This window comes from Streptomyces sp. GbtcB6, assembly GCF_019091475.1.
Lineage (GTDB): Bacteria > Actinomycetota > Actinomycetes > Streptomycetales > Streptomycetaceae > Streptomyces > Streptomyces hyaluromycini.
Genome location: NZ_JAGXJL010000065.1, coordinates 1 through 16,186, shown reverse-complemented (window position 1 = coordinate 16,186; position 16,186 = coordinate 1). Strand labels below are relative to the sequence as shown.

The 16,186-nt window shown below is 69.9% G+C and carries 18 protein-coding genes and 2 pseudogenes; 14 read left to right on the top strand and 6 right to left on the bottom strand.

The window, feature by feature from the left end:
• Nucleotides 1-2: 2 nt before the first annotated feature.
• Both KVT45_RS48135 and KVT45_RS48130 read right to left on the bottom strand, forming a co-directional pair.
• On the bottom strand, nucleotides 3-575 hold the full coding sequence (locus KVT45_RS48135) for a helix-turn-helix domain containing protein (RefSeq protein ID WP_254648425.1): 573 nt from the start codon (nucleotides 573-575) through the stop codon (nucleotides 3-5).
• Nucleotides 572-1,903: a helix-turn-helix domain-containing protein gene (locus tag KVT45_RS48130; protein WP_217558749.1), complete on the bottom strand. Its 1,332-nt coding sequence runs from the start codon at nucleotides 1,901-1,903 to the stop codon at nucleotides 572-574. The genes KVT45_RS48135 and KVT45_RS48130 overlap by 4 nt, the downstream gene beginning before the upstream one ends.
• Before the next feature lie 798 nt (nucleotides 1,904-2,701).
• On the opposite strand from KVT45_RS48130, the gene KVT45_RS48125 reads away from it, so the two are divergent.
• On the top strand, nucleotides 2,702-2,842 hold the full coding sequence (locus KVT45_RS48125) for a hypothetical protein (RefSeq protein ID WP_217558741.1): 141 nt from the start codon (nucleotides 2,702-2,704) through the stop codon (nucleotides 2,840-2,842).
• A gap of 390 nt (nucleotides 2,843-3,232) precedes the next feature.
• Here KVT45_RS48125 and KVT45_RS48120 read toward each other — a convergent pair whose 3' ends face one another.
• Both KVT45_RS48120 and KVT45_RS48115 read right to left on the bottom strand, forming a co-directional pair.
• Nucleotides 3,233-3,832 carry a flavodoxin family protein gene (locus tag KVT45_RS48120; RefSeq protein WP_217558914.1) on the bottom strand — a complete coding sequence of 200 codons (600 nt, stop codon included), beginning with the start codon at nucleotides 3,830-3,832 and terminating at the stop codon, nucleotides 3,233-3,235.
• A gap of 149 nt (nucleotides 3,833-3,981) precedes the next feature.
• Nucleotides 3,982-4,389 (bottom strand): carboxymuconolactone decarboxylase family protein, encoded by a 408-nt coding sequence (locus KVT45_RS48115; protein ID WP_217558739.1) that lies wholly within the window; start codon nucleotides 4,387-4,389, stop codon nucleotides 3,982-3,984.
• A gap of 206 nt (nucleotides 4,390-4,595) precedes the next feature.
• Here KVT45_RS48115 and KVT45_RS57110 point away from each other — a divergent pair.
• The 5 genes and pseudogenes from KVT45_RS57110 to KVT45_RS48100 form a co-directional block, all read left to right on the top strand.
• A pseudogene (locus KVT45_RS57110) lies at nucleotides 4,596-4,697 on the top strand (LysR family transcriptional regulator); the annotation flags it as partial.
• A gap of 55 nt (nucleotides 4,698-4,752) precedes the next feature.
• Entirely contained in the window at nucleotides 4,753-4,992 is a 240-nt protein-coding gene (locus tag KVT45_RS57105; RefSeq protein WP_254648424.1) for a hypothetical protein, read from the top strand.
• Nucleotides 4,993-5,018: 26 nt separating this feature from the next.
• Nucleotides 5,019-5,201, top strand: coding sequence for a hypothetical protein (locus KVT45_RS57100; protein ID WP_254648423.1), 183 nt, complete (start codon nucleotides 5,019-5,021; stop codon nucleotides 5,199-5,201).
• Nucleotides 5,202-5,654: 453 nt separating this feature from the next.
• Nucleotides 5,655-6,566, top strand: a complete 912-nt coding sequence (locus KVT45_RS48105; protein ID WP_217558716.1) for an FAD-dependent oxidoreductase — start codon at nucleotides 5,655-5,657, stop codon at nucleotides 6,564-6,566.
• A gap of 39 nt (nucleotides 6,567-6,605) precedes the next feature.
• Nucleotides 6,606-7,574: a hypothetical protein gene (locus KVT45_RS48100; protein ID WP_217558707.1), complete on the top strand. Its 969-nt coding sequence runs from the start codon at nucleotides 6,606-6,608 to the stop codon at nucleotides 7,572-7,574.
• 36 nt (nucleotides 7,575-7,610) lie between these two features.
• Here the strand turns inward: KVT45_RS48100 and KVT45_RS48095 are convergent, their stop codons facing one another.
• Complete coding sequence (locus KVT45_RS48095) at nucleotides 7,611-7,772, bottom strand: hypothetical protein (RefSeq protein WP_217558698.1); 162 nt, start codon at nucleotides 7,770-7,772, stop codon at nucleotides 7,611-7,613.
• 32 nt (nucleotides 7,773-7,804) lie between these two features.
• Between KVT45_RS48095 and KVT45_RS48090 the strand changes: the two are divergent.
• Nucleotides 7,805-8,230 (top strand): annotated as a pseudogene (locus tag KVT45_RS48090) (carboxylesterase/lipase family protein); the annotation flags it as partial.
• 117 nt (nucleotides 8,231-8,347) lie between these two features.
• On the opposite strand, the gene KVT45_RS48085 reads toward KVT45_RS48090, so the two are convergent.
• Nucleotides 8,348-9,016: a TetR/AcrR family transcriptional regulator gene (locus KVT45_RS48085; RefSeq protein ID WP_308311097.1), complete on the bottom strand. Its 669-nt coding sequence runs from the start codon at nucleotides 9,014-9,016 to the stop codon at nucleotides 8,348-8,350.
• 249 nt (nucleotides 9,017-9,265) lie between these two features.
• Here KVT45_RS48085 and KVT45_RS48080 point away from each other — a divergent pair, with 249 nt between their 5' ends.
• The 7 genes from KVT45_RS48080 to KVT45_RS48050 all read left to right on the top strand — a co-directional run.
• Nucleotides 9,266-10,807, top strand: coding sequence for an MFS transporter (locus KVT45_RS48080; protein WP_217558679.1), 1,542 nt, complete (start codon nucleotides 9,266-9,268; stop codon nucleotides 10,805-10,807).
• Nucleotides 10,808-11,068: a hypothetical protein gene (locus KVT45_RS48075; RefSeq protein WP_217558665.1), complete on the top strand. Its 261-nt coding sequence runs from the start codon at nucleotides 10,808-10,810 to the stop codon at nucleotides 11,066-11,068.
• The gene (locus tag KVT45_RS48070; protein WP_217558657.1) at nucleotides 11,065-12,315 is read left to right on the top strand and encodes a flavin-dependent oxidoreductase; all 1,251 of its coding nucleotides are present in this window, start codon (nucleotides 11,065-11,067) and stop codon (nucleotides 12,313-12,315) included. The genes KVT45_RS48075 and KVT45_RS48070 overlap by 4 nt, the downstream gene beginning before the upstream one ends.
• Nucleotides 12,312-13,625 (top strand): Rid family hydrolase, encoded by a 1,314-nt coding sequence (locus KVT45_RS57095; RefSeq protein ID WP_254648422.1) that lies wholly within the window; start codon nucleotides 12,312-12,314, stop codon nucleotides 13,623-13,625. Before KVT45_RS48070 ends, KVT45_RS57095 begins: the two co-directional genes overlap by 4 nt.
• Nucleotides 13,625-14,341 (top strand): dimethylmenaquinone methyltransferase, encoded by a 717-nt coding sequence (locus KVT45_RS48060; protein WP_217558655.1) that lies wholly within the window; start codon nucleotides 13,625-13,627, stop codon nucleotides 14,339-14,341. The genes KVT45_RS57095 and KVT45_RS48060 overlap by 1 nt, the downstream gene beginning before the upstream one ends.
• Nucleotides 14,342-14,351: 10 nt before the next feature.
• Nucleotides 14,352-14,762, top strand: a complete 411-nt coding sequence (locus KVT45_RS48055; RefSeq protein WP_217558652.1) for a cupin domain-containing protein — start codon at nucleotides 14,352-14,354, stop codon at nucleotides 14,760-14,762.
• A gap of 10 nt (nucleotides 14,763-14,772) precedes the next feature.
• Nucleotides 14,773-16,186 (top strand): aldehyde dehydrogenase family protein (locus tag KVT45_RS48050; RefSeq protein ID WP_217558638.1); only part of this gene is annotated, 1,414 nt, incomplete at its 3' end.

The following is a 16,186-nucleotide window of genomic DNA, read 5'->3' as shown; positions in this document are numbered from 1 at the left end:
GTTCATGAGCGCTTCGTGGTGTCGTGGGCCGGGCCGTGGTGGTGCTGGGGCCGCATGCGGGTGCCTGCTTGGTGCAGGAGCCGGTAGACGGTGGCGACGGAGTAGCTGTGCTCTCTGGCGAGGTCCGGGACCGTGGCTCCGGCCTCGTACCGGACCCGCAGGGACAGCGCGACCTTGTACCGTTCGGCGGCCCGCGCTGCGGCACGCACCCGCTGCGTCTGCTGGGTGGTGCGCACGGTGCCGCCGGCTTCGAGCAGGAGGCGCCGGGCACCGCGCCTCGTCTCTCCCGCCGCTGCGGCGAGTTCGGTGAGGGTTGCGCCGTGCTGCTCATACAGGGTGCGCAGGCGGGCGGCGAGGCGGCGGCGGGCTTGGGGGTTTTGCCGCAGCCGGCGGGTCTGCCAGGAGGTGCGCATCTCGGTCCCGGCGTCGTGCAGCCGGTTGAGGACCGTGCCGTACGACAGCCCACTGGTGGCGACGAGTTCTTCGACCGTGGCGCCGGACTCGTACTGCGTGCGCAGGGACTCGGGCGTCACCGCCTCGCTCGCTTCGGAGGTGACCGGGGGCTCTGGGTTCATGCGGCGGACTCCCATTCGCTGAGGGCTTCGGCATGGGCGGCGGCCAGCTCGTCGTAACTGCGCTGGTCGGATGGGGTGATGAGGATCAGTCGGCCGTCGGTGGCGACCCGCCAGTCGGCGGCCGGACGGCCGGTGAGCGGGTCGAGGACGCGCCCGTGCGGGGCGTGCCACGTGGGCGGGATCTCATCGGGGCGCGGCATGGGGACCAGGACTTGACGGCCGTCGCGGACGATCACCACGGCCCTGCGGCGGTGCTCCGCAAATCGGTCCAGTGCCTGCTGGTAGGCCGCTCGTTCCGCCGTGTGCTGGGCCTTGCGCCGGGCCGCGATGCCCCAGGCGCCGTGTTGCTCGGCGATGTCGGCCCAGCCCTGTGCCAGCGTGTGGCCGTTGCCAGCGTCGTCCGGGAGGTGGATACCGAAACCCTCCAGGGCACGCGGTGTGAGGACCCAGGTCTCCCCGGTGTGCTGGACGAGACCGTGGTCGGCGAGGCGTCGCAGGGACCGGTAGGTGGTGGCGCGGGAGACCGAAGAAGTACCTACGAGCTCGGCAACGGTCTGGTCGGGGCGCAGGTGCAGGGCACTGATGATCACGAGCGCGGCGCTGCCCAGGGCGTGGTGGGCGAAGGCGTCGTGGCCCATCAGACGGCCGAGGACGGTGGAGTCGATGTCGGCCGTCGTGGCCGTCTCAGAGGTGGTCCACTCCTCAAGTGCCGGGTCGGGGGGGAACTGAGTGGACCGGAAACGAGACAGAAGAGCCGGGTCACCGTGACCGGGGATGGTGCCGTCGCCCAGGTACCAGGTGGAGCCCTCCCGGCCATGGCCCACCCGCAGACGCCGCAGCCAGCCACGCGGCCGGAGGACCGTCTCGTAGACGACCCGCAGGGTCGTGCGGGAGACCCCGGCTTCCTCCGCGGTCTGCCGCTCACTGGCATGGTGCAGCGGGCCGCCCGCGATCTCGGCGAAGTTCAGGTGCGCCCGCAGCACCCGCAGCGCGGTCCGGCCACGCTCCCCGCGCCACGGTGTCGTTTCGATCCGGTCGCGCAGTGCGGCGAGGACCTCGTACGCCTCGTGCCGGGAGCCCAGCGCCCGGGTGCTGCTGATCGCGTCCGAGGCGCTGGCCCACACCCGGCGGATGTAGTCCAGGGCGCGCGACTGCCCGGAACGCAGCGCAATGTGCCGGGTGTGCCGTCCACCTTCGTGCTCGGAGTGCAGCAGGAGCTGCGTCAGCTGGTCGACGGTGCCGCCGGCGCGAGCCACGTGGCAGGCGATCGCCGCAGTGATCCGGTGGCCGTGCTCGGCCACGCCCTGGCGGTCCGCGCGCAGGACCACGCTCCGGCGGTCGGAGCCGAGCCTGCTGTAACTGCCCGCCGCGTAGCGGCCGGTGAGGTCTCCGAGCAGAACCAGGTCAGCCGCAGCCGGAGACAGCCTGTAAAGGCCCAGTCGCTCGCTCGGGTGAATTGGTCGTTGGGATGGGTCTGCCTGGTGGGTGTGGTGTGGCACTGTGGGGTCGTCTCGCAAGGACGTGGACGCCACCCAGGCCCGCTAAAACCACGGGTGGTGTCCGGAACCGACCTCCAATCGGTGCCAAGCGAAGCCTCCAGGATTGCCGTCCTGGAGGCCTTCGCATGCCTGGCCCCGCATCAGAGGCAGGCGTCCCCATCGCGGCTCGACCGAGAACGACTCGGGGTGCCGTCAGAGGAGTCCTGACCCGTTCGACACCGCCCCGACCTCGGCCGATTCGGGGCCAAACAGAGGGCGATTGCCTCTGACTGGCTCCGAGCAGCTCGGGTCGAACCCGGGTCGAATCAGAGCGGTTTCCTCTGACTGCCTCCGATCGCCTCTGCAACCCGTCCTAGCAGGTCACAACCGATACGGCTCGCAAAAGCGCAGGTCACAAGGGTGCTCAGGAATACCCGGCGTATAGCCCGACTCGTCTGCCGCTACCTGCGGCTTTGCCTCGGAAAGGGCCTCTGACCTGCGGTGGAGGCCCTTTCCGGGCTTTCAGGGGCTTGCTCCGTTAGGCGGAGAAAATCCCTCGGGAGCCTCTCGGGCAACACTGAAAGTCCCTGAAAAGTCCCAGGAGCGAAGGGGTGGGGTCGAGGCTTTGCAACTGCCGTTAGGTAGGGCGTGTGCGTCGACCGTATCTACACCGACCTCGCGGTCTTCGGCATCACCGCCCAGGGCGTCACCGTGCTGAAGACCTTCGGCATCACCTTCGACGACCTCGCGGATCGACTGGACGTACCGCTCTTCCCCGTTCACGCATGAGCATGTGCGGCCACGTCCACCACAACGAGCTGGATCGGCCCTGACCTTTGCCGGGACAGGAGTTGAGCAAACCGCTTCCGGACCGGGAGGTGCCGTACGGGTTTCGTGTACGTGTCGCACATCGGGATCCACCGGGAGCACCTGCTCCCGGCTGGGCTTCGGCTCAGGCGTGACGTGTCGGCGTTTCGCACGCTGCGGGACTGGAACGACACCATCATGCCTCGATCGTCAGCGGCCCCACCCACCGAGCGGACCAGTCTGTCCGAACTAGCCCTGATGAGCCGTCAGCCCGATACGCTCGAAACTATGCCTCTGACCAGCAGGAACAGTGAAGTCCCACTGTGGGCGGCTGCAGACCCGGCTGGCCTGCCCCCCCGGGGGGGCGGACGGTCAGGCGGAAGCCGCCTGGCCGGCACGGAAGATGGCGGAGGTTTCGGCTACTCGGCGGCCGAGGTGCTGGGCGGTGGCGATATCGGCTTTGTGCACTGCCTCGGCTCCCTGGTCGACATCGGTCTGGGCAGCGGCACCGAGATAGAAACCGAGCCGGTTCAGGTCGTTTTCTGACGCCTGTGAACTGTTCCAGCCTGGGTGCAGGCCAAGGTTCACCCAGTGCATGCCGAGTTGAGCGGCGAGCATCGTGAAGAACTGCAGGGTGTGCAGTTTGTCGCCGCTTTTGGCTCCGGAGTTGGTGAACCCGGCGGCGAGCTTGTTCCGCCATGTGGCCGGCACGAAACGCTTCGAGGTGGCTTCGGCGAAGGTGTGGAAGGCGCCGGATGCGGTGGCCATGTAGGTGGGCGACCCGAAGATGATCGCGTCCGACGAATCCAACATGGTCCACTGCTCCTCGGTGATCTCGTCAACCCTGACCAGGTGGACGGCCGCTCCGGCGTCGGCCGCGCCGGAGCGGACCGCCTCGGCGAGCACATCGGTGTGGCCGTAGCCGGAGTGGTAGGCGACGGAGACGGTGGGACGGTCCGAACGCGGTTGCATGGAGGAAGCCTTTTCGGTGAGTAACGGAAAGCCTGGTGGTACGGGCCTGGTCGGCAGCGGTGGGGCATGTACGGGGGCGGTGCGACGCCGCATGGCGCAGTTCGGTGGCCCGCTCCGGAGCGGGCCACCGGGAAAAGCATCAGGCTGGTTCAGCGGGAGGCGATGAGCTCGGCCACCGCCTGCGAGGCTTGGACGGCGCGGGCGAAACCGCCGGGAATCGTGGTGAGGTAGACGATCTCCTTCAGTTCCTCCTCGGTGACTCCTGCGTTGAGGGCGTAATCGCCGTGGACCTTGATGAAGTCGCCGAGGCCGAGTGCCGCGAACGCGGCGACGAGCGCGAGCTGGCGGGTGCGTACGTCGAGCACGGTGCGGGCGAGGACCTCCCCGACGGCGTAGGAGGTGAGGGCGTTGGCCAGAAAGGGGAAGTCCCGGTCGAGCGCGTCCAGGATGGCCGCGCGGCCTCCGTGCAGCTCTTCGGCGATCTTCTCGCCCCGCTGCCGCCGGGTGGCCGTGGTCTCGTTCGGGTCGACAGTGTTGGCGAAGGCGTTGGAAGACACAGTGTTCTCCTTGCAGTGGTACTGATCGAAGAGGGGCCGCGCGCTCGCGGCATGATGGGCGGTGACGATCGGTCCGTCGCGGACCCGAAGCCCGTACCGGGCGCCGACGGATGGCGGGAAGCTCCGTCAGGCCGGCGACTGCCAGTCAACCCCGCGTGGTGGCCGACCTGAAGGACCGATCCGGTCGCCGTTGATACCTCGAGGGTATGAGTGACTTGGAGGCCCGGCAGCTCCGGTGTTTCGTCGCAGTCGCGGAAGAACCGGACTCCGGGCGCGCTGCCGAGCAGCCCGGCGTGGCGCAGCCGCCGCGCCGGCGCTTCTTGAGCGCTCCGATGCGATCGTCCTCGGCTGCCCGAAGCTGATGTGACGGGCAGCGTGTCGGCGGTGCTCAAGGCGTTCATGGGGGCGGCGTTCACGCCGTTCACGACGCAGGCATGGAAGGACAAACCGGCCGGAGGGTTCACCATGTCCGCCTCGCAGAGCTGCGACAAGCAGGTGTTCCTGGGCGGCTGGTGGTCTTCGCTGCGCAGATGTGCATGCAGTGGATCGGCGTGGGGGACATGCCGGCCGGCAACCGGAGCGGTGGCGCCCGCGACGATGTGAACCGGTTGGGCTCGTGGCTGGGGCTGATGAGCCAGAGCAATGCCGACCCGGGGCCGGATCACGCCGGATCGCGCGGCGAGCGGATCACCGCGGAGCGGTACGGCGAGCGGATCGCCCGGCTGACGCGGCGTTGGGTCAACGCCGTGCCGTACGACACCTCCCGGGTGACCGAACACGAGGGCCGCGCACTGTCGGCCTCCCGCAGGTGAGACCGACGACGCATCGGCGGCGCTGACCGGTGCCTGACCCACCGATCGCCCCGCACCGGCGGCGGGACGGTGTCGGCGTCCTGGGCAGGCATGCCGTGAGGTGGACATCGACGCCGGAATGGCGCGGACCCCAGGCCGGAAACGGACGCCGGAGAGCTCTGGAAGGACCTGGACAGCCGGGTATGTCCCCTGCCCGACGCTCAACCGGTGCCTGAAGGCCGCCGTAGCGCTTCATGCGGCGGACCCGGCTGCTGCGCCCGATATGGCGGCGGCCGTCGGCGTGGTGGACGGGGAGTGAGCGGTGAATGGTCTGTCGGTTGAGCGCTCGTCGCTGGTCGGCTTGGGGCCGAGACCGGTGCCCGGTCGTGTTCCAGGTGTCCCGGTCCGTCCGCGGCACGGGGCAGCCGGGTGACAGCCGGTCCTCGCCTGTTCGACCTGAGGAGACTGCACGCCATGTTCGACGACGACCGGTCCGGGTTGCCGGTGCACGAGCTCGTGGGCCGGCTGGATGCCGCCGACCCGGTGGCCCTGCTGATCTGCACCGTCCACCTGACCGGAGACCTGGAGCTGCTGCGTCCGCGGTGGCGGCCGGAGCTGGTGATCGGGGTGCCGGAGGGAGGGTATACGGCCGAGGTGCGAGCGGAGATCCTGCGCGCGTGCCGGGCGGCACTGGAGCGGGTCGGCGACGGCTGGGAGCGGCGCCGGCCCGGCTACGACATGATGCGGCGCATCGTGGAGTGGGCGATGGGGCCGTCGTACGCCGCCTACGTGCCACTGCTGACCGACGGGCTCTGCTTCCGCCCGGAGGACGACCCGGGGCGGCCGCGCTGGCACCGCTCGGCCGTCGCCGCCGGCCGGGAGCTGCGGGTCGCGGTGATCGGTGCGGGTGCGAGCGGTCTGCTGCTGGCCCACCGGCTGCGGCAGGCAGGTGTCGCGGTCACCGTGCTGGAGCGTCGTCAGGACGTCGGCGGCACGTGGTACGCGAACGACTATCCGGGCTGCCGGGTCGACCTGGAGAGCCAGGTGTACCGCTTCAGCGGCTACCCGGGCCGCTGGACGGACCACTACAGCACCCAGCCCGCCGTCCTGGACTACCTGCGTGCCTTCGCCAAGGACAACGGCCTCTACGAGGACATCCGGTTCGGCTCCGAGGTGCTCTCCAGCCGGTGGGACACCGCGCGGGCGCAGTGGGTGCTCCAGGTGCGCACCGCCGACGGCGTGCACGAGGTCCTCGCGGACGTCCAGGTCAGCGCGGTGGGGCAGCTGAGCCGGCCGCGGCTGCCCCGCGTGCCGGGCCTCGGGACGTTCTCGGGGCCCTTCTTCCACTCCGCCGAGTGGGGTCACTCGGTGGATCTGGCCGGGTAGCGGGTCGGGGGGATCGGCACCGGCGCGTTCTCGGTCCAGGTGGTCCCCGAGATCGCCCGTACGGCGGCCGAGGTGACCGTGTTCGGCCGGACCATGCCGTGGCTGGCCCCGACGCCCAGGCTGCGCCAACCCGTCGGGGCAGACGAGCAGTGGCTGCTGGACCGTCTGCCCCACTACCGCACCTGGTACCGGGCCGTCACGTTCCTGACGTACGTGGAGGGCAATCTCGGGCTGGTCACCGTCGATCCGGCCCACCCGCCCACGGAGCACGCGGTGTCGGCCGGCAACGAGCAGCTGGGCGCCATGCTGCGCCAGTGGATCGACGTCCAGACCGAGGACGACCCCGAGTTGCGGGAGGCGCTGGCTCCCGACGGGCCGTTCGGCGCCAAGCGGTGGATCGCGGACGACGGCACCTGGATCGCCACCCTGAAGCAGCCGAACGTGCGTCTGGTGCGTACGCCCGTCGAGGAGGTCACGCCCACCGGCCTGCGTACCGGCGACGGCGACCACCACGAACTGGACGTGCTGATCTGCGCGACAGGGTTCCACGCCGCGGAGTTCCTGGCGCCGATGGAGGTGGTGGGACGCGAGGGCCGCGACCTGCGGGAGCGCTGGGGAGGCGACGACGCGAGCGCCTACCTCGGTGCCTGCGTCCCCGGGTTCCCCAACTTCTTCTCCCTGTACGGGCCGAACACCGGCATCGTGGTCCACGGTGTGTCGGTGCTCTTCATGTCCGAGTGCGCGGTCCGGTACGTGGTCGATGCCGTACGGCTGCTGCTGGAGAGCGGCAGTTCGTCGCTGGAGGTGCGCGAGGCGGCCCTGACGGCCTACGAGCGCCGGATCGACGAGGAGAGCGGCCGGCGGGCCTGGGGGTTCTCCACGGTGAACTCCTGGTATCGCAACAGCACCGGCCGTTCGACCCAGAACTGGCCGCTGACGACGCTGGAGTACTGGCAGCGTACGCACGAGGTGGATCCTGCCGAGTTCCTGGTCACCGCGCTGGAGTGATCCCGGTGGTGTGACTCCCTTTGGTGCCAGGGGGAGTCATTCGGCCGCCGCGCCGTACAGCTCCCGTTCCCACAGCCGGTCGCAGACCTGCCCGATCCCGCGGGCGAGGTGCCGGCGGTAGGTGCTCGGCGGCAGGTCGAGCCGTTCTGCGGCGGCCTCGCGGGTGGGCACGCCGTGGAAGAAGGTGGTGGCCAGCACCCGGTGCAGCCGGGCCGACCGGGCGTCCCGTGCTGTTCGCCATGCCGTCCCTGCACCTGACGGAGGCGCAGCCGGCGGGCGGCGGCCGGGCGCATCTGTACGAACTGACCTGGGGCGCCCCGGGCAGCGGCGGGCTGTTGGGTGCCTGCCACGGCCTGGACATCCCCCTCCTCTTCGGCACGTTCGAGGAGGACCTCGCCAACCTCCTCTGGGCGGGCACCGGCATCACTCCCGAGGCCGAGGCCCTGTCCACCTGCTTCCGCGAGTCGTGGACGGCGTTCGCGAGGACGGGCGACCCGGGCCGGCCGGCGTACGACCCCCAGGACCGCCGCACCCAGGTACTGGACACGACACCGACGGTGACGGCGTACCCGGAGGAGAGGATCAGACTGCTGTGGGAGGGATACGACTTCGTCCGCTCGCTGCTGCGCCGGTTGGTCGTGGCCGCGCTTCCGTGATCTTGGCAGGATCGGTACCCGCCCGGCCCCACGGACGTCCCGGTGCACCCGACGCGCCTGCAACCGCAGGCCGTTGACGGATGGACGGGGAACCACCAGTTGTGACGGCTCCGGCTGTCAGTGCCGGTCGGCCAGCCCGCGCAGGATCAGGTCGAGCAGGTCGTCGAGGTAGGTCGACAGGGCGAACGGTTCCGGCTCGCTGCCGATCCAGCGGAGCACGCCCGCGAAGTACCCGGCCGCCAGGACTGTTCCGGCCTGGGAAGCATCGGAGTCGGAGCGGAATTCGCCGCCGAGCTGGCCCTTTTCAATGATCTTCGTGAGCTCGACGTCGTGGATGGAGAAGCTGATCGCCCCGCCGACGCGGATGGCTGCGTCCATCAATGTGATGGTCGCCGTCCGCGAGTTGGTGTTCAACTCGGCCAGTGCGCTCAGGTAGCGGCGCAGCTGGTCGGCGGCAGGCAGGTCCTCGGTGTGCTCCGCGGCCATGATCTCGGTGACCCGGTCCCGGCGACGCCGTCCCCACTCCTGAAGGAAGAGTCCCTTCTGCGGGAAGTGGTTGAACACCGTCGTTCGGGCCGTATCGGCTCGTTCGGCGATGTCGTCCATGGTCGTGGCGTCGACCCCCTGCTCGAGGAACAGATCGAGCGCGCAGGTGTAGAGCCGGTCACGGATCTCCTGCCGCTTGCGCTCGCGTCGGCTCGGCGGCGGTGTCTGGGGTTCGGCGCTTTTCGTCATGACGGCCACCAGACTACGTCGCCTCTCAGACCTCTTGACCACCTGCTCCACCGCATTCTACATTCCAGTACGTCGATGTACTGGAGTTCATAAATGAACTTCAGTACATCCTGTAGAAGGCGGTAGACACATGACGTTCACCGCTGGTCACCACGCCATTGGCCTCCGCCGGCCCATCGGCGGCCAAGCCCCCTGCGCCTTGCCGACAGCGCTCGCATGACAGCCACACCCAGAACGCCTGAGCCCTCCGATCTTGCGACGGACCGGACCAGAGCCATGCCTTGAAAGGTGGGACCCCATATGACCTCCACTGCCGCCGAACGACCCGACATCGGCGCCGCCCGGCCCACGCTGCGCGCGGGCACCCTGGTGGCCGGCTGCTTCGCGGTCGGCGTGGCCCAGATCGGCATCGTGCTGCCCGCGGTGATCAACGGCCCGATCCAGCGCACCCTGCATGCCTCCGGGGCTGAACTCAGCTGGATCGGCGACGCGTTCCTCCTGCCCATCGCCGTGCTCAGCCTGACCTTCGGGGTGCTCGGGGACCTCCGCGGGCGCAAGAAGATCCTCGTCGGCGGCGGTCTGCTGATGGCGCTCGGCTACCTCGTCGCCGCCACGTCGTCGACCGTGCCGGTGCTGGCGGTCGGGCACGCACTCGCGGGGATCGGCGCGGCCGCGCTGTTCCAGTCCTCCCTCGCCGTGATCACCGCGGCCACTCCGGAACCCGCCCACCGTGCACGTGGACTCGCCGCCTGGGCGACCGCTCTCTCGATCGGGGCGGTGCTCGCGCCGCTGCTGTCCGGGATCATCACCCAGACCGCGTCGTTCTACTGGGTGTTCGGCGCATGCGCGCTGATCGCGGCCGTTTCGGCCGGGCTGAGCGCCGTACTGGTCGACGACTCGTCCGCACCGGAGGGCCGCGCCGCCGACTGGCCGGGACAGGCCACGATCGCGTTCTCCGTGCTGGCCCTGCTCTACGGAGTGATCCAGGGCCCGCTCGACGGCTGGACGGATCCGGGCGTGCTGGTCGCGTTCGCACTCGGCGTCATCGCGTTCGCCGGATTCCTGTGGGTCGAGTCGCGCAGCGCGTCGCCGATGCTGCGCCTGGAACTGTTCCGGATACCCGCGTTCGCGACCTCCGCGATCGTGGCGGTGATCGGCATGTTCTCCTTCCTCGGCTGCGGATACGTGTTGAGCATCCGGCTCGGCGTCATCCAGCACCAGACGCCGATGAAGACCGCGTGGCCCTTCGTGATCGTGCAGGGTGTCCCCCTGCTGTTCGGCCCGCTGCTGGCCCGGTTGCTCCGGCAGGTCGGACCTCGCTGGCTGCTGGTGACCGGTCTGGTGGCACAGGCGGCGTCCCACCTGTGGCTGGCCGCGATCCCGGTTTCCCAGACGGGGGTCATGCCGATCCTGGGCGTTCTCGTGCTCAACGGCGTCAGTTTCATTCTGCTGATCTCGGGACTCACCGCGGCGATGGTCAACGCGGTGCCGGTGGAGCTGGCCGGGATGGCGAGCGGCACCGCCGGCCTGGTGCGGGACCTCGGCCAGACGATGGGACCGGCTGTCATCGGCACCGTCGCGCTGAGTCAGGCCGCGCCGCTGCTGACCGGCGGGCTGGCGAGCGCGAACCTGCCGCCGGACCAACTGGCGCCGGCCGAGGCGATCCTGCACGAGGGCGGCCCGATCGCCGTCGCCACCGCGCAACTCGGCCCGCGGGTGCACGAGATCGCCACCGATGCGCTGGCCAACGGCTACGCGGACGGGCTGGTCGTCACGGCGAGCGCGGCCGCGGTGGCGGCGGTCGTGGCCGCACTGTTCCTGCGGACGAAGGGGGTGCGGTAGATGCGCCTCGCCACGTGCGCCCACAACGGAACCGAGGCCCCCGGTGTCGTCCAGGGCGAGTTGATCCGCCTGCTGCCGGACATGGGCCGGATCTTCACACCGATGACCGCCCCCACCACTCACGGCGCCCGCGTACAACGCGGCGACGCGCTCAGTTGCGGCACCCTCGGCTCGAGCTGCCTCGGCGGCGTTCCCGGTGCGGTGCCGGACCGACTCGCCTGGGCCCGGCGTCGGTCCACAGTGGACGGGAACGGGCGATGAAGGTGATCGTCGCGGGCGGCGGGATCGCCGGTATGTCAGTCGCCCTCAGTCTGCACGCGGCCGGGATCGACGCGACCGTGTTCGAGTCGGCGCCGCGTATCCAGGCCCTCGGACTCGGCATCCATCTGCAGCCCAACGCGGTTCGCGAACTCTTCGAACTCGGGCTCGCCGCCGAGCTGACGCGCAACGCGGTGCCCATCGAGGAACTCGGCTTCCACACCGCGCTCGGCCAGAGGGTCTGGGCCGAGCCACGCGGGCTGAAGGCGGGCTACCGCTGGCCCCAACTGGCCATCAATCGCGGCACCCTCCAGGTCCTCCTGCTGGAAGCGGTGCAACGGCGGCTCGGCGCGGGTCACGTCGTCGCCGGGCAGACCCTGGAAGCGTTCGAACAGGACCGCGACGGTGTCACCGCGCACTTCAGGGACCGGACCACCGGTGGGCGGCTGACCGTCCGCGGCGATGTCCTGATCGGTGCGGACGGCCTGCATTCAGTGGTGCGCAAGCACTTCTACCCGGTCCAGCCGCTGCGGTACGGCGGGCAGTTGATGTGGCGCAGCGCGGCGGAGACGGAACCGTTCCTCGGCGGGCGGACGTTCATCATCGCCGGCCACCGCGAGCAGAAGATCGTCGCCTATCCGATGTTTCAACGGCCGGACGGGCGGATGATCGTGAACTGGATCGTGGAACTCGGCACGCCCGGAGACGGCCCACCCCGCGAGGAGTGGAACCGTACCGTCGACACGTCTCTGTTCGCGGACGCGTTCGCGAACTGGCGGTTCGACTGGCTGGACGTGCCTTCGCTGATCGATGCCGGAACGGCCGTATTCGAGTTCCCGAAGGTCGATCGCGATCCGATTCCGCAGTGGACCTTCGGCCGGGTCACGCTGATCGGTGACGCGGCCCATCCGATGCACCCGACGGGCTCCCAGGCCGGGTCGCAGGCCGTCGTGGACGCGAGGGCGCTCGCCCACTGCCTGGCCACGCAGGGCGATCCGTACGCCGGGCTGGCCGCCTACCAGGAGCACCGGCTTCCGCCCATGCGGGAGCTCGCGCTGCACAACCGCACCCTCGGCCCGGAACGGGTGCTGGATCTGGCCACCGAGCGGGCACCGGGCGGGTTCACCCGTGTCGAGGACGTACTCGCGCCCGAGGAACTCCGGCGGTACGCCACCGAATTCAAGGAGCTGGCCGGATTCGCCGTGGACCAGCTGAACAATCGACCGTCCTACTCAGTGAGCGTGACATGAGCAAAGCCATCGATGTCGCCTATGTGCGGTACCAGGTCACCGATGTCGGCAAGGCCGAGAAGTTCCTGAACGACTTCGGCCTGACCACCGTCGAACGCAGTACCACCGAGTTGTTCCTGCGCGGCAGCGGACCGGCGCCGTTCCTCTATCAGGCAGTACTCGGCACCGAGCCCCGATTTCTCGGCGCCGGGCTCCGGGTCGAGTCCGCGGGTGACCTGGCCCACCTGTCCACTCTGGACGGCTCGGGCCCGGTGGAGCCCACCGGTGCTCCCGGCGGCGGGGAACGCGTTCGGATGCGCATGCCGGACGGCTTCGAGATCGACGCCGTCCACGGCGCCGACGTACGCCCGGAATGGACCGAGTCACCGCCGGGATTCAACGCGGCGAGCCGCAAGGAGCGCGTCGACCGCTCGGTCAGGGTCCGTACCGCCGTCGCCCCGGTGGTCAGGCTGGGACACTTCGTGCTGCACGTGACCGATCTCGACGCCGCGGTCGGGTGGCTCACCGAGCGATTCGCGCTGCTCGCCTCCGATCACCTCGCCGGACCGGACGGGGCTTCGATCGCCGGGAGTTTCCTGCGCGTCGACCGTGGTGAGACCGCGGTAGACCACCACTGCATGCTGGTACTGGGCACCGACGAGCCCGCTGTGCACCACTGCTCGTTCGAAGTCGCCGGCCTCGACGCGGTGATGACCGGGCACGACCACCTCCTCGAAGCGGGCTACCAGCTGGACTGCGGCGTCGGCAGACACCTGCTGGGCAGCCAGATCTTCGACTACTGGCGGCTTCCGTATCGAGCACTACACCGACGGCGACCTGGTCACCGCCAAGCACGGCCCGAGCGTGTTCGAGGGCAGCGCGGAGGACACCACGCAATGGGGCGCGAAGCCTCCCCAGGAGTTCTTCCAATGACCATCAGGCACATCATCAGTCCACGGGTCAGTGAGCCCCCGCCGCGGCTGTGGTCGAACTGCCTCCGTGCCGGCGACACCGTGTACGTCTCCGGGCTCACGGCCCGGGACCGGGAACTGGCCGCGACCGGCGGTGGCGAGTACGAGCAGGCACGGGTCATCTTCGAGCGGATGGCGGACCTGCTGGCCGCGGCCGGCGGATCCCTGGACGACGTCGTCAAGCTGACCTTGTACGTCACCGACATCACCCGGCGCGAAGAGGTCTGGCGGGCCCGCGCCGAGGTGTTCGACGGCGTGTTTCCGGCGGCCGCCCTGGTCGAGGTCAGCGCGCTCGCCGAGCCGGAGATCAAGGTCGAGATCGATGCGATCGCCGTGCTGGGCCAAGGCGGTCGGCCGTGATGCCGCCGCTCACCGCCGAAACCAGGGCGCAGCTGGCGGACGCAGGCACCGCCACGATCGCCAACGTGCTGCTGCGGCACGGGCTCCGCAACACCGTCCTGCTCGGATTGCGGCCGGTCGCGTCGGCGCAGCCGCGGCTGGTCGGCCCGGCCTACACACTGCGGTTCATCCCCGCACGCGAGGACATCGACTCGCTGACCGGCTATGCCGACGACGACCATCTGCACCGCCGCGCCATCGAGGAATGCCCGCCCGAGCACGTGCTCGTGATCGACGCCGGGAGGAACGCGACGGCCGCGTCGGCGGGCGACCTGATGATCGCCCGGCTCATGGCCCGTGGTGTGGCCGGTGTCGTCACCGACGGCGGATTCCGCGACGCGCCGGCGATCCGCAGGACCGGGATGCCCGCGTACCAGCAGCGTTCCGCGCCGCCCGCCACCCCGATCGCACTGCATCCGGTGGAGCTCAACGGGCCGGTCGGATGTGCCGGGGTCGCCGTCTACCCGCACGACGTCATCGTCGGCGACGGCGAAGGCGTCGTGGTCGTCCCCGCGCATCTCGCCGCCGAAGTCGCCGCCGAGGCCGCGGAAGCGACCGCGTACGAGGAGTTCGTCGAGCACGAGGTCGCCCGGGGACGCCCGCTTTTCGGCCTCTTCCCCGCCACCGAAGCCAGCCGCAGTGAGTACCGCACATGGCTCGCCGCCCAACGCCCTTGAAGGAGCGCACATGTCAGAGATTCTGATCGACACCTCCGGCCTCGACCCGGATGGCTGGCTGGACTTCCCGGACTTCGGGTTCCGGCAGTACTTCCTCTGGAAGAACCCGGAAACGGGCGCGAGCATCGCGCTGCTCGACTACGCCGCCGGCGGACGGATCCCCGAACGGCACACGCACGCGTCGAACCAGTTCATGTTCTGCATCAAGGGCGACTACGAGTACACCGACAGCGGCCTGCGGCTGCGGCCTGGTTCGTTCTACGCCAACCCCGCGGGTCACCCGCACGGGCCGACGCTCGCGCACGAGCCGAGTCTGCTCATCGAGATCTACGACGGCCCGCACTACCACGAGAAGCCCTCTTTCCACACCGACGAATCCATCGACGGCTTCCTCGCCGACTCCCCACTCGCCGACTCCTGAAAGGACCGCCATGTTCGAAACACACGAAGTCCTGGCACACCTGGGCATCAAGCCCGTCCATGCGGGTTCCTACAGCGACGCCACCGGTTGGCTGCCCACCGCGGGACGGCCCGTGTTCGCCGCGGTCAACCCCGCGGACGGAACCACGGTCTCCCAGGTCGCCGGCGCCACCGCGGCCGACTACGAGGAGATCGTCCGGTTCGCCGTCGAGGCCCAGCAGCGCTGGCGGGCCGTGCCCGCACCACGGCGGGGTGAGCTGGTCGGTGCGATCGGCGAGCTCGTCGCGGAGAACCGGCAAGCGCTCGCCCGGATCGTCACCTTGGACACCGGGAAGTCGTTGGCCGAGGCCGCCGCGGAGATCGGCGAGGTGATCGACATGGCCCGGCTGGCGGTCGGGCAGTCGCGCATGCTCTACGGCTTCACACAGCAGTCCCAGCGGGACCGGCACCGGATGTACGACCAGTGGCTGCCGCTGGGCGTCGCCGGGATCGTGAGCGCGTACAACTTCCCGGCCGCGGTGTGGGCACAGAACGGCTTCCTGTCCGCGATCGGCGGGAACACGGTGATCTGGAAGCCGAGCCCGAAGGTTCCGCTCACCGCGATCGCGCTGCAGCGACTGTGCAACGAAGCGGCGGCGGCCCTCGGGCAGGAAGGCGTGTTCTCGCTGTTCCTTCCCGAGGACAACGAAACCGCGGAACTGCTGGTCGCCGACCCGCGTGTCGCGCTGGTCTCGTTCACCGGGTCCAGCGCGGTGGGCCGGCGAGTGGCGAACATCGTCGGCGGCTCCCTCGGCCGGCGCTACCTTCTGGAGTGCTCCGGCAACAACGGCTGCATCGTGGACGCCACCGCCGACCTGGAACTCGCCGCCCGCTCGATCGCCTTCGGCGCCCTCGGCACGACCGGGCAACGCTGCACCAGCACCCGGCGCGTCATCGTCGAGCGCTCGGTCGCCGACGACCTGGTACGGCTGCTGGACGAGGCATTTGCGCAGATCACCGTCGGCGACCCGCGCGAACCGGGCTCGGTGATCGGCCCGCTGATCGACCCCGCCGCACTCGAGGCCTTCGACCACGCCGTGGCGCAGGCGACAAGCCTCGGCGGGTCCATCGCGTACGGCGGGCAGCGCCTGGACCGACCTGGTTTCTACGTTCAGCCGACCCTGATCACCGGGGCCAAGCCGGACTGGCCCTGCGTGCGGCACGAGACCTTCGCGCCGATCGTCTACGTCCTCGTCTACGACACCCTCGACGAGGCGATCCAGATCCACAACGACGTACCGCAGGGACTCGCGTCCGGGATCCACAGCACGAACCTGCACGCAATCGAGACGTTCCTGTCCGCCAACGGCAGCGACTGCGGCATCGCGAAGGTCAACCTGGGCACCACAGGGGCGGACGTCGGAGCGGCGTTCGGCGGCGAGAAGC

Excerpts from the sequence above, each read along its gene's own strand:
- KVT45_RS48135 (WP_254648425.1), bottom strand. The coding sequence starts at position 575 with ATGAACCCAGAGCCCCCGGTCACCTCCGAAGCGAGCGAGGCGGTGACG.
- KVT45_RS48120 (WP_217558914.1), bottom strand. The coding sequence starts at position 3,832 with ATGCAACCGCGTTCGGACCGTCCCACCGTCTCCGTCGCCTACCACTCC.
- KVT45_RS57100 (WP_254648423.1), top strand. The coding sequence starts at position 5,019 with ATGAGCCAGAGCAATGCCGACCCGGGGCCGGATCACGCCGGATCGCGC.
- KVT45_RS48105 (WP_217558716.1), top strand. The coding sequence starts at position 5,655 with ATGTTCGACGACGACCGGTCCGGGTTGCCGGTGCACGAGCTCGTGGGC.
- KVT45_RS48080 (WP_217558679.1), top strand. The coding sequence starts at position 9,266 with ATGACCTCCACTGCCGCCGAACGACCCGACATCGGCGCCGCCCGGCCC.
- KVT45_RS48075 (WP_217558665.1), top strand. The coding sequence starts at position 10,808 with ATGCGCCTCGCCACGTGCGCCCACAACGGAACCGAGGCCCCCGGTGTC.
- KVT45_RS48070 (WP_217558657.1), top strand. The coding sequence starts at position 11,065 with ATGAAGGTGATCGTCGCGGGCGGCGGGATCGCCGGTATGTCAGTCGCC.
- KVT45_RS57095 (WP_254648422.1), top strand. The coding sequence starts at position 12,312 with ATGAGCAAAGCCATCGATGTCGCCTATGTGCGGTACCAGGTCACCGAT.
- KVT45_RS48060 (WP_217558655.1), top strand. The coding sequence starts at position 13,625 with ATGCCGCCGCTCACCGCCGAAACCAGGGCGCAGCTGGCGGACGCAGGC.
- KVT45_RS48055 (WP_217558652.1), top strand. The coding sequence starts at position 14,352 with ATGTCAGAGATTCTGATCGACACCTCCGGCCTCGACCCGGATGGCTGG.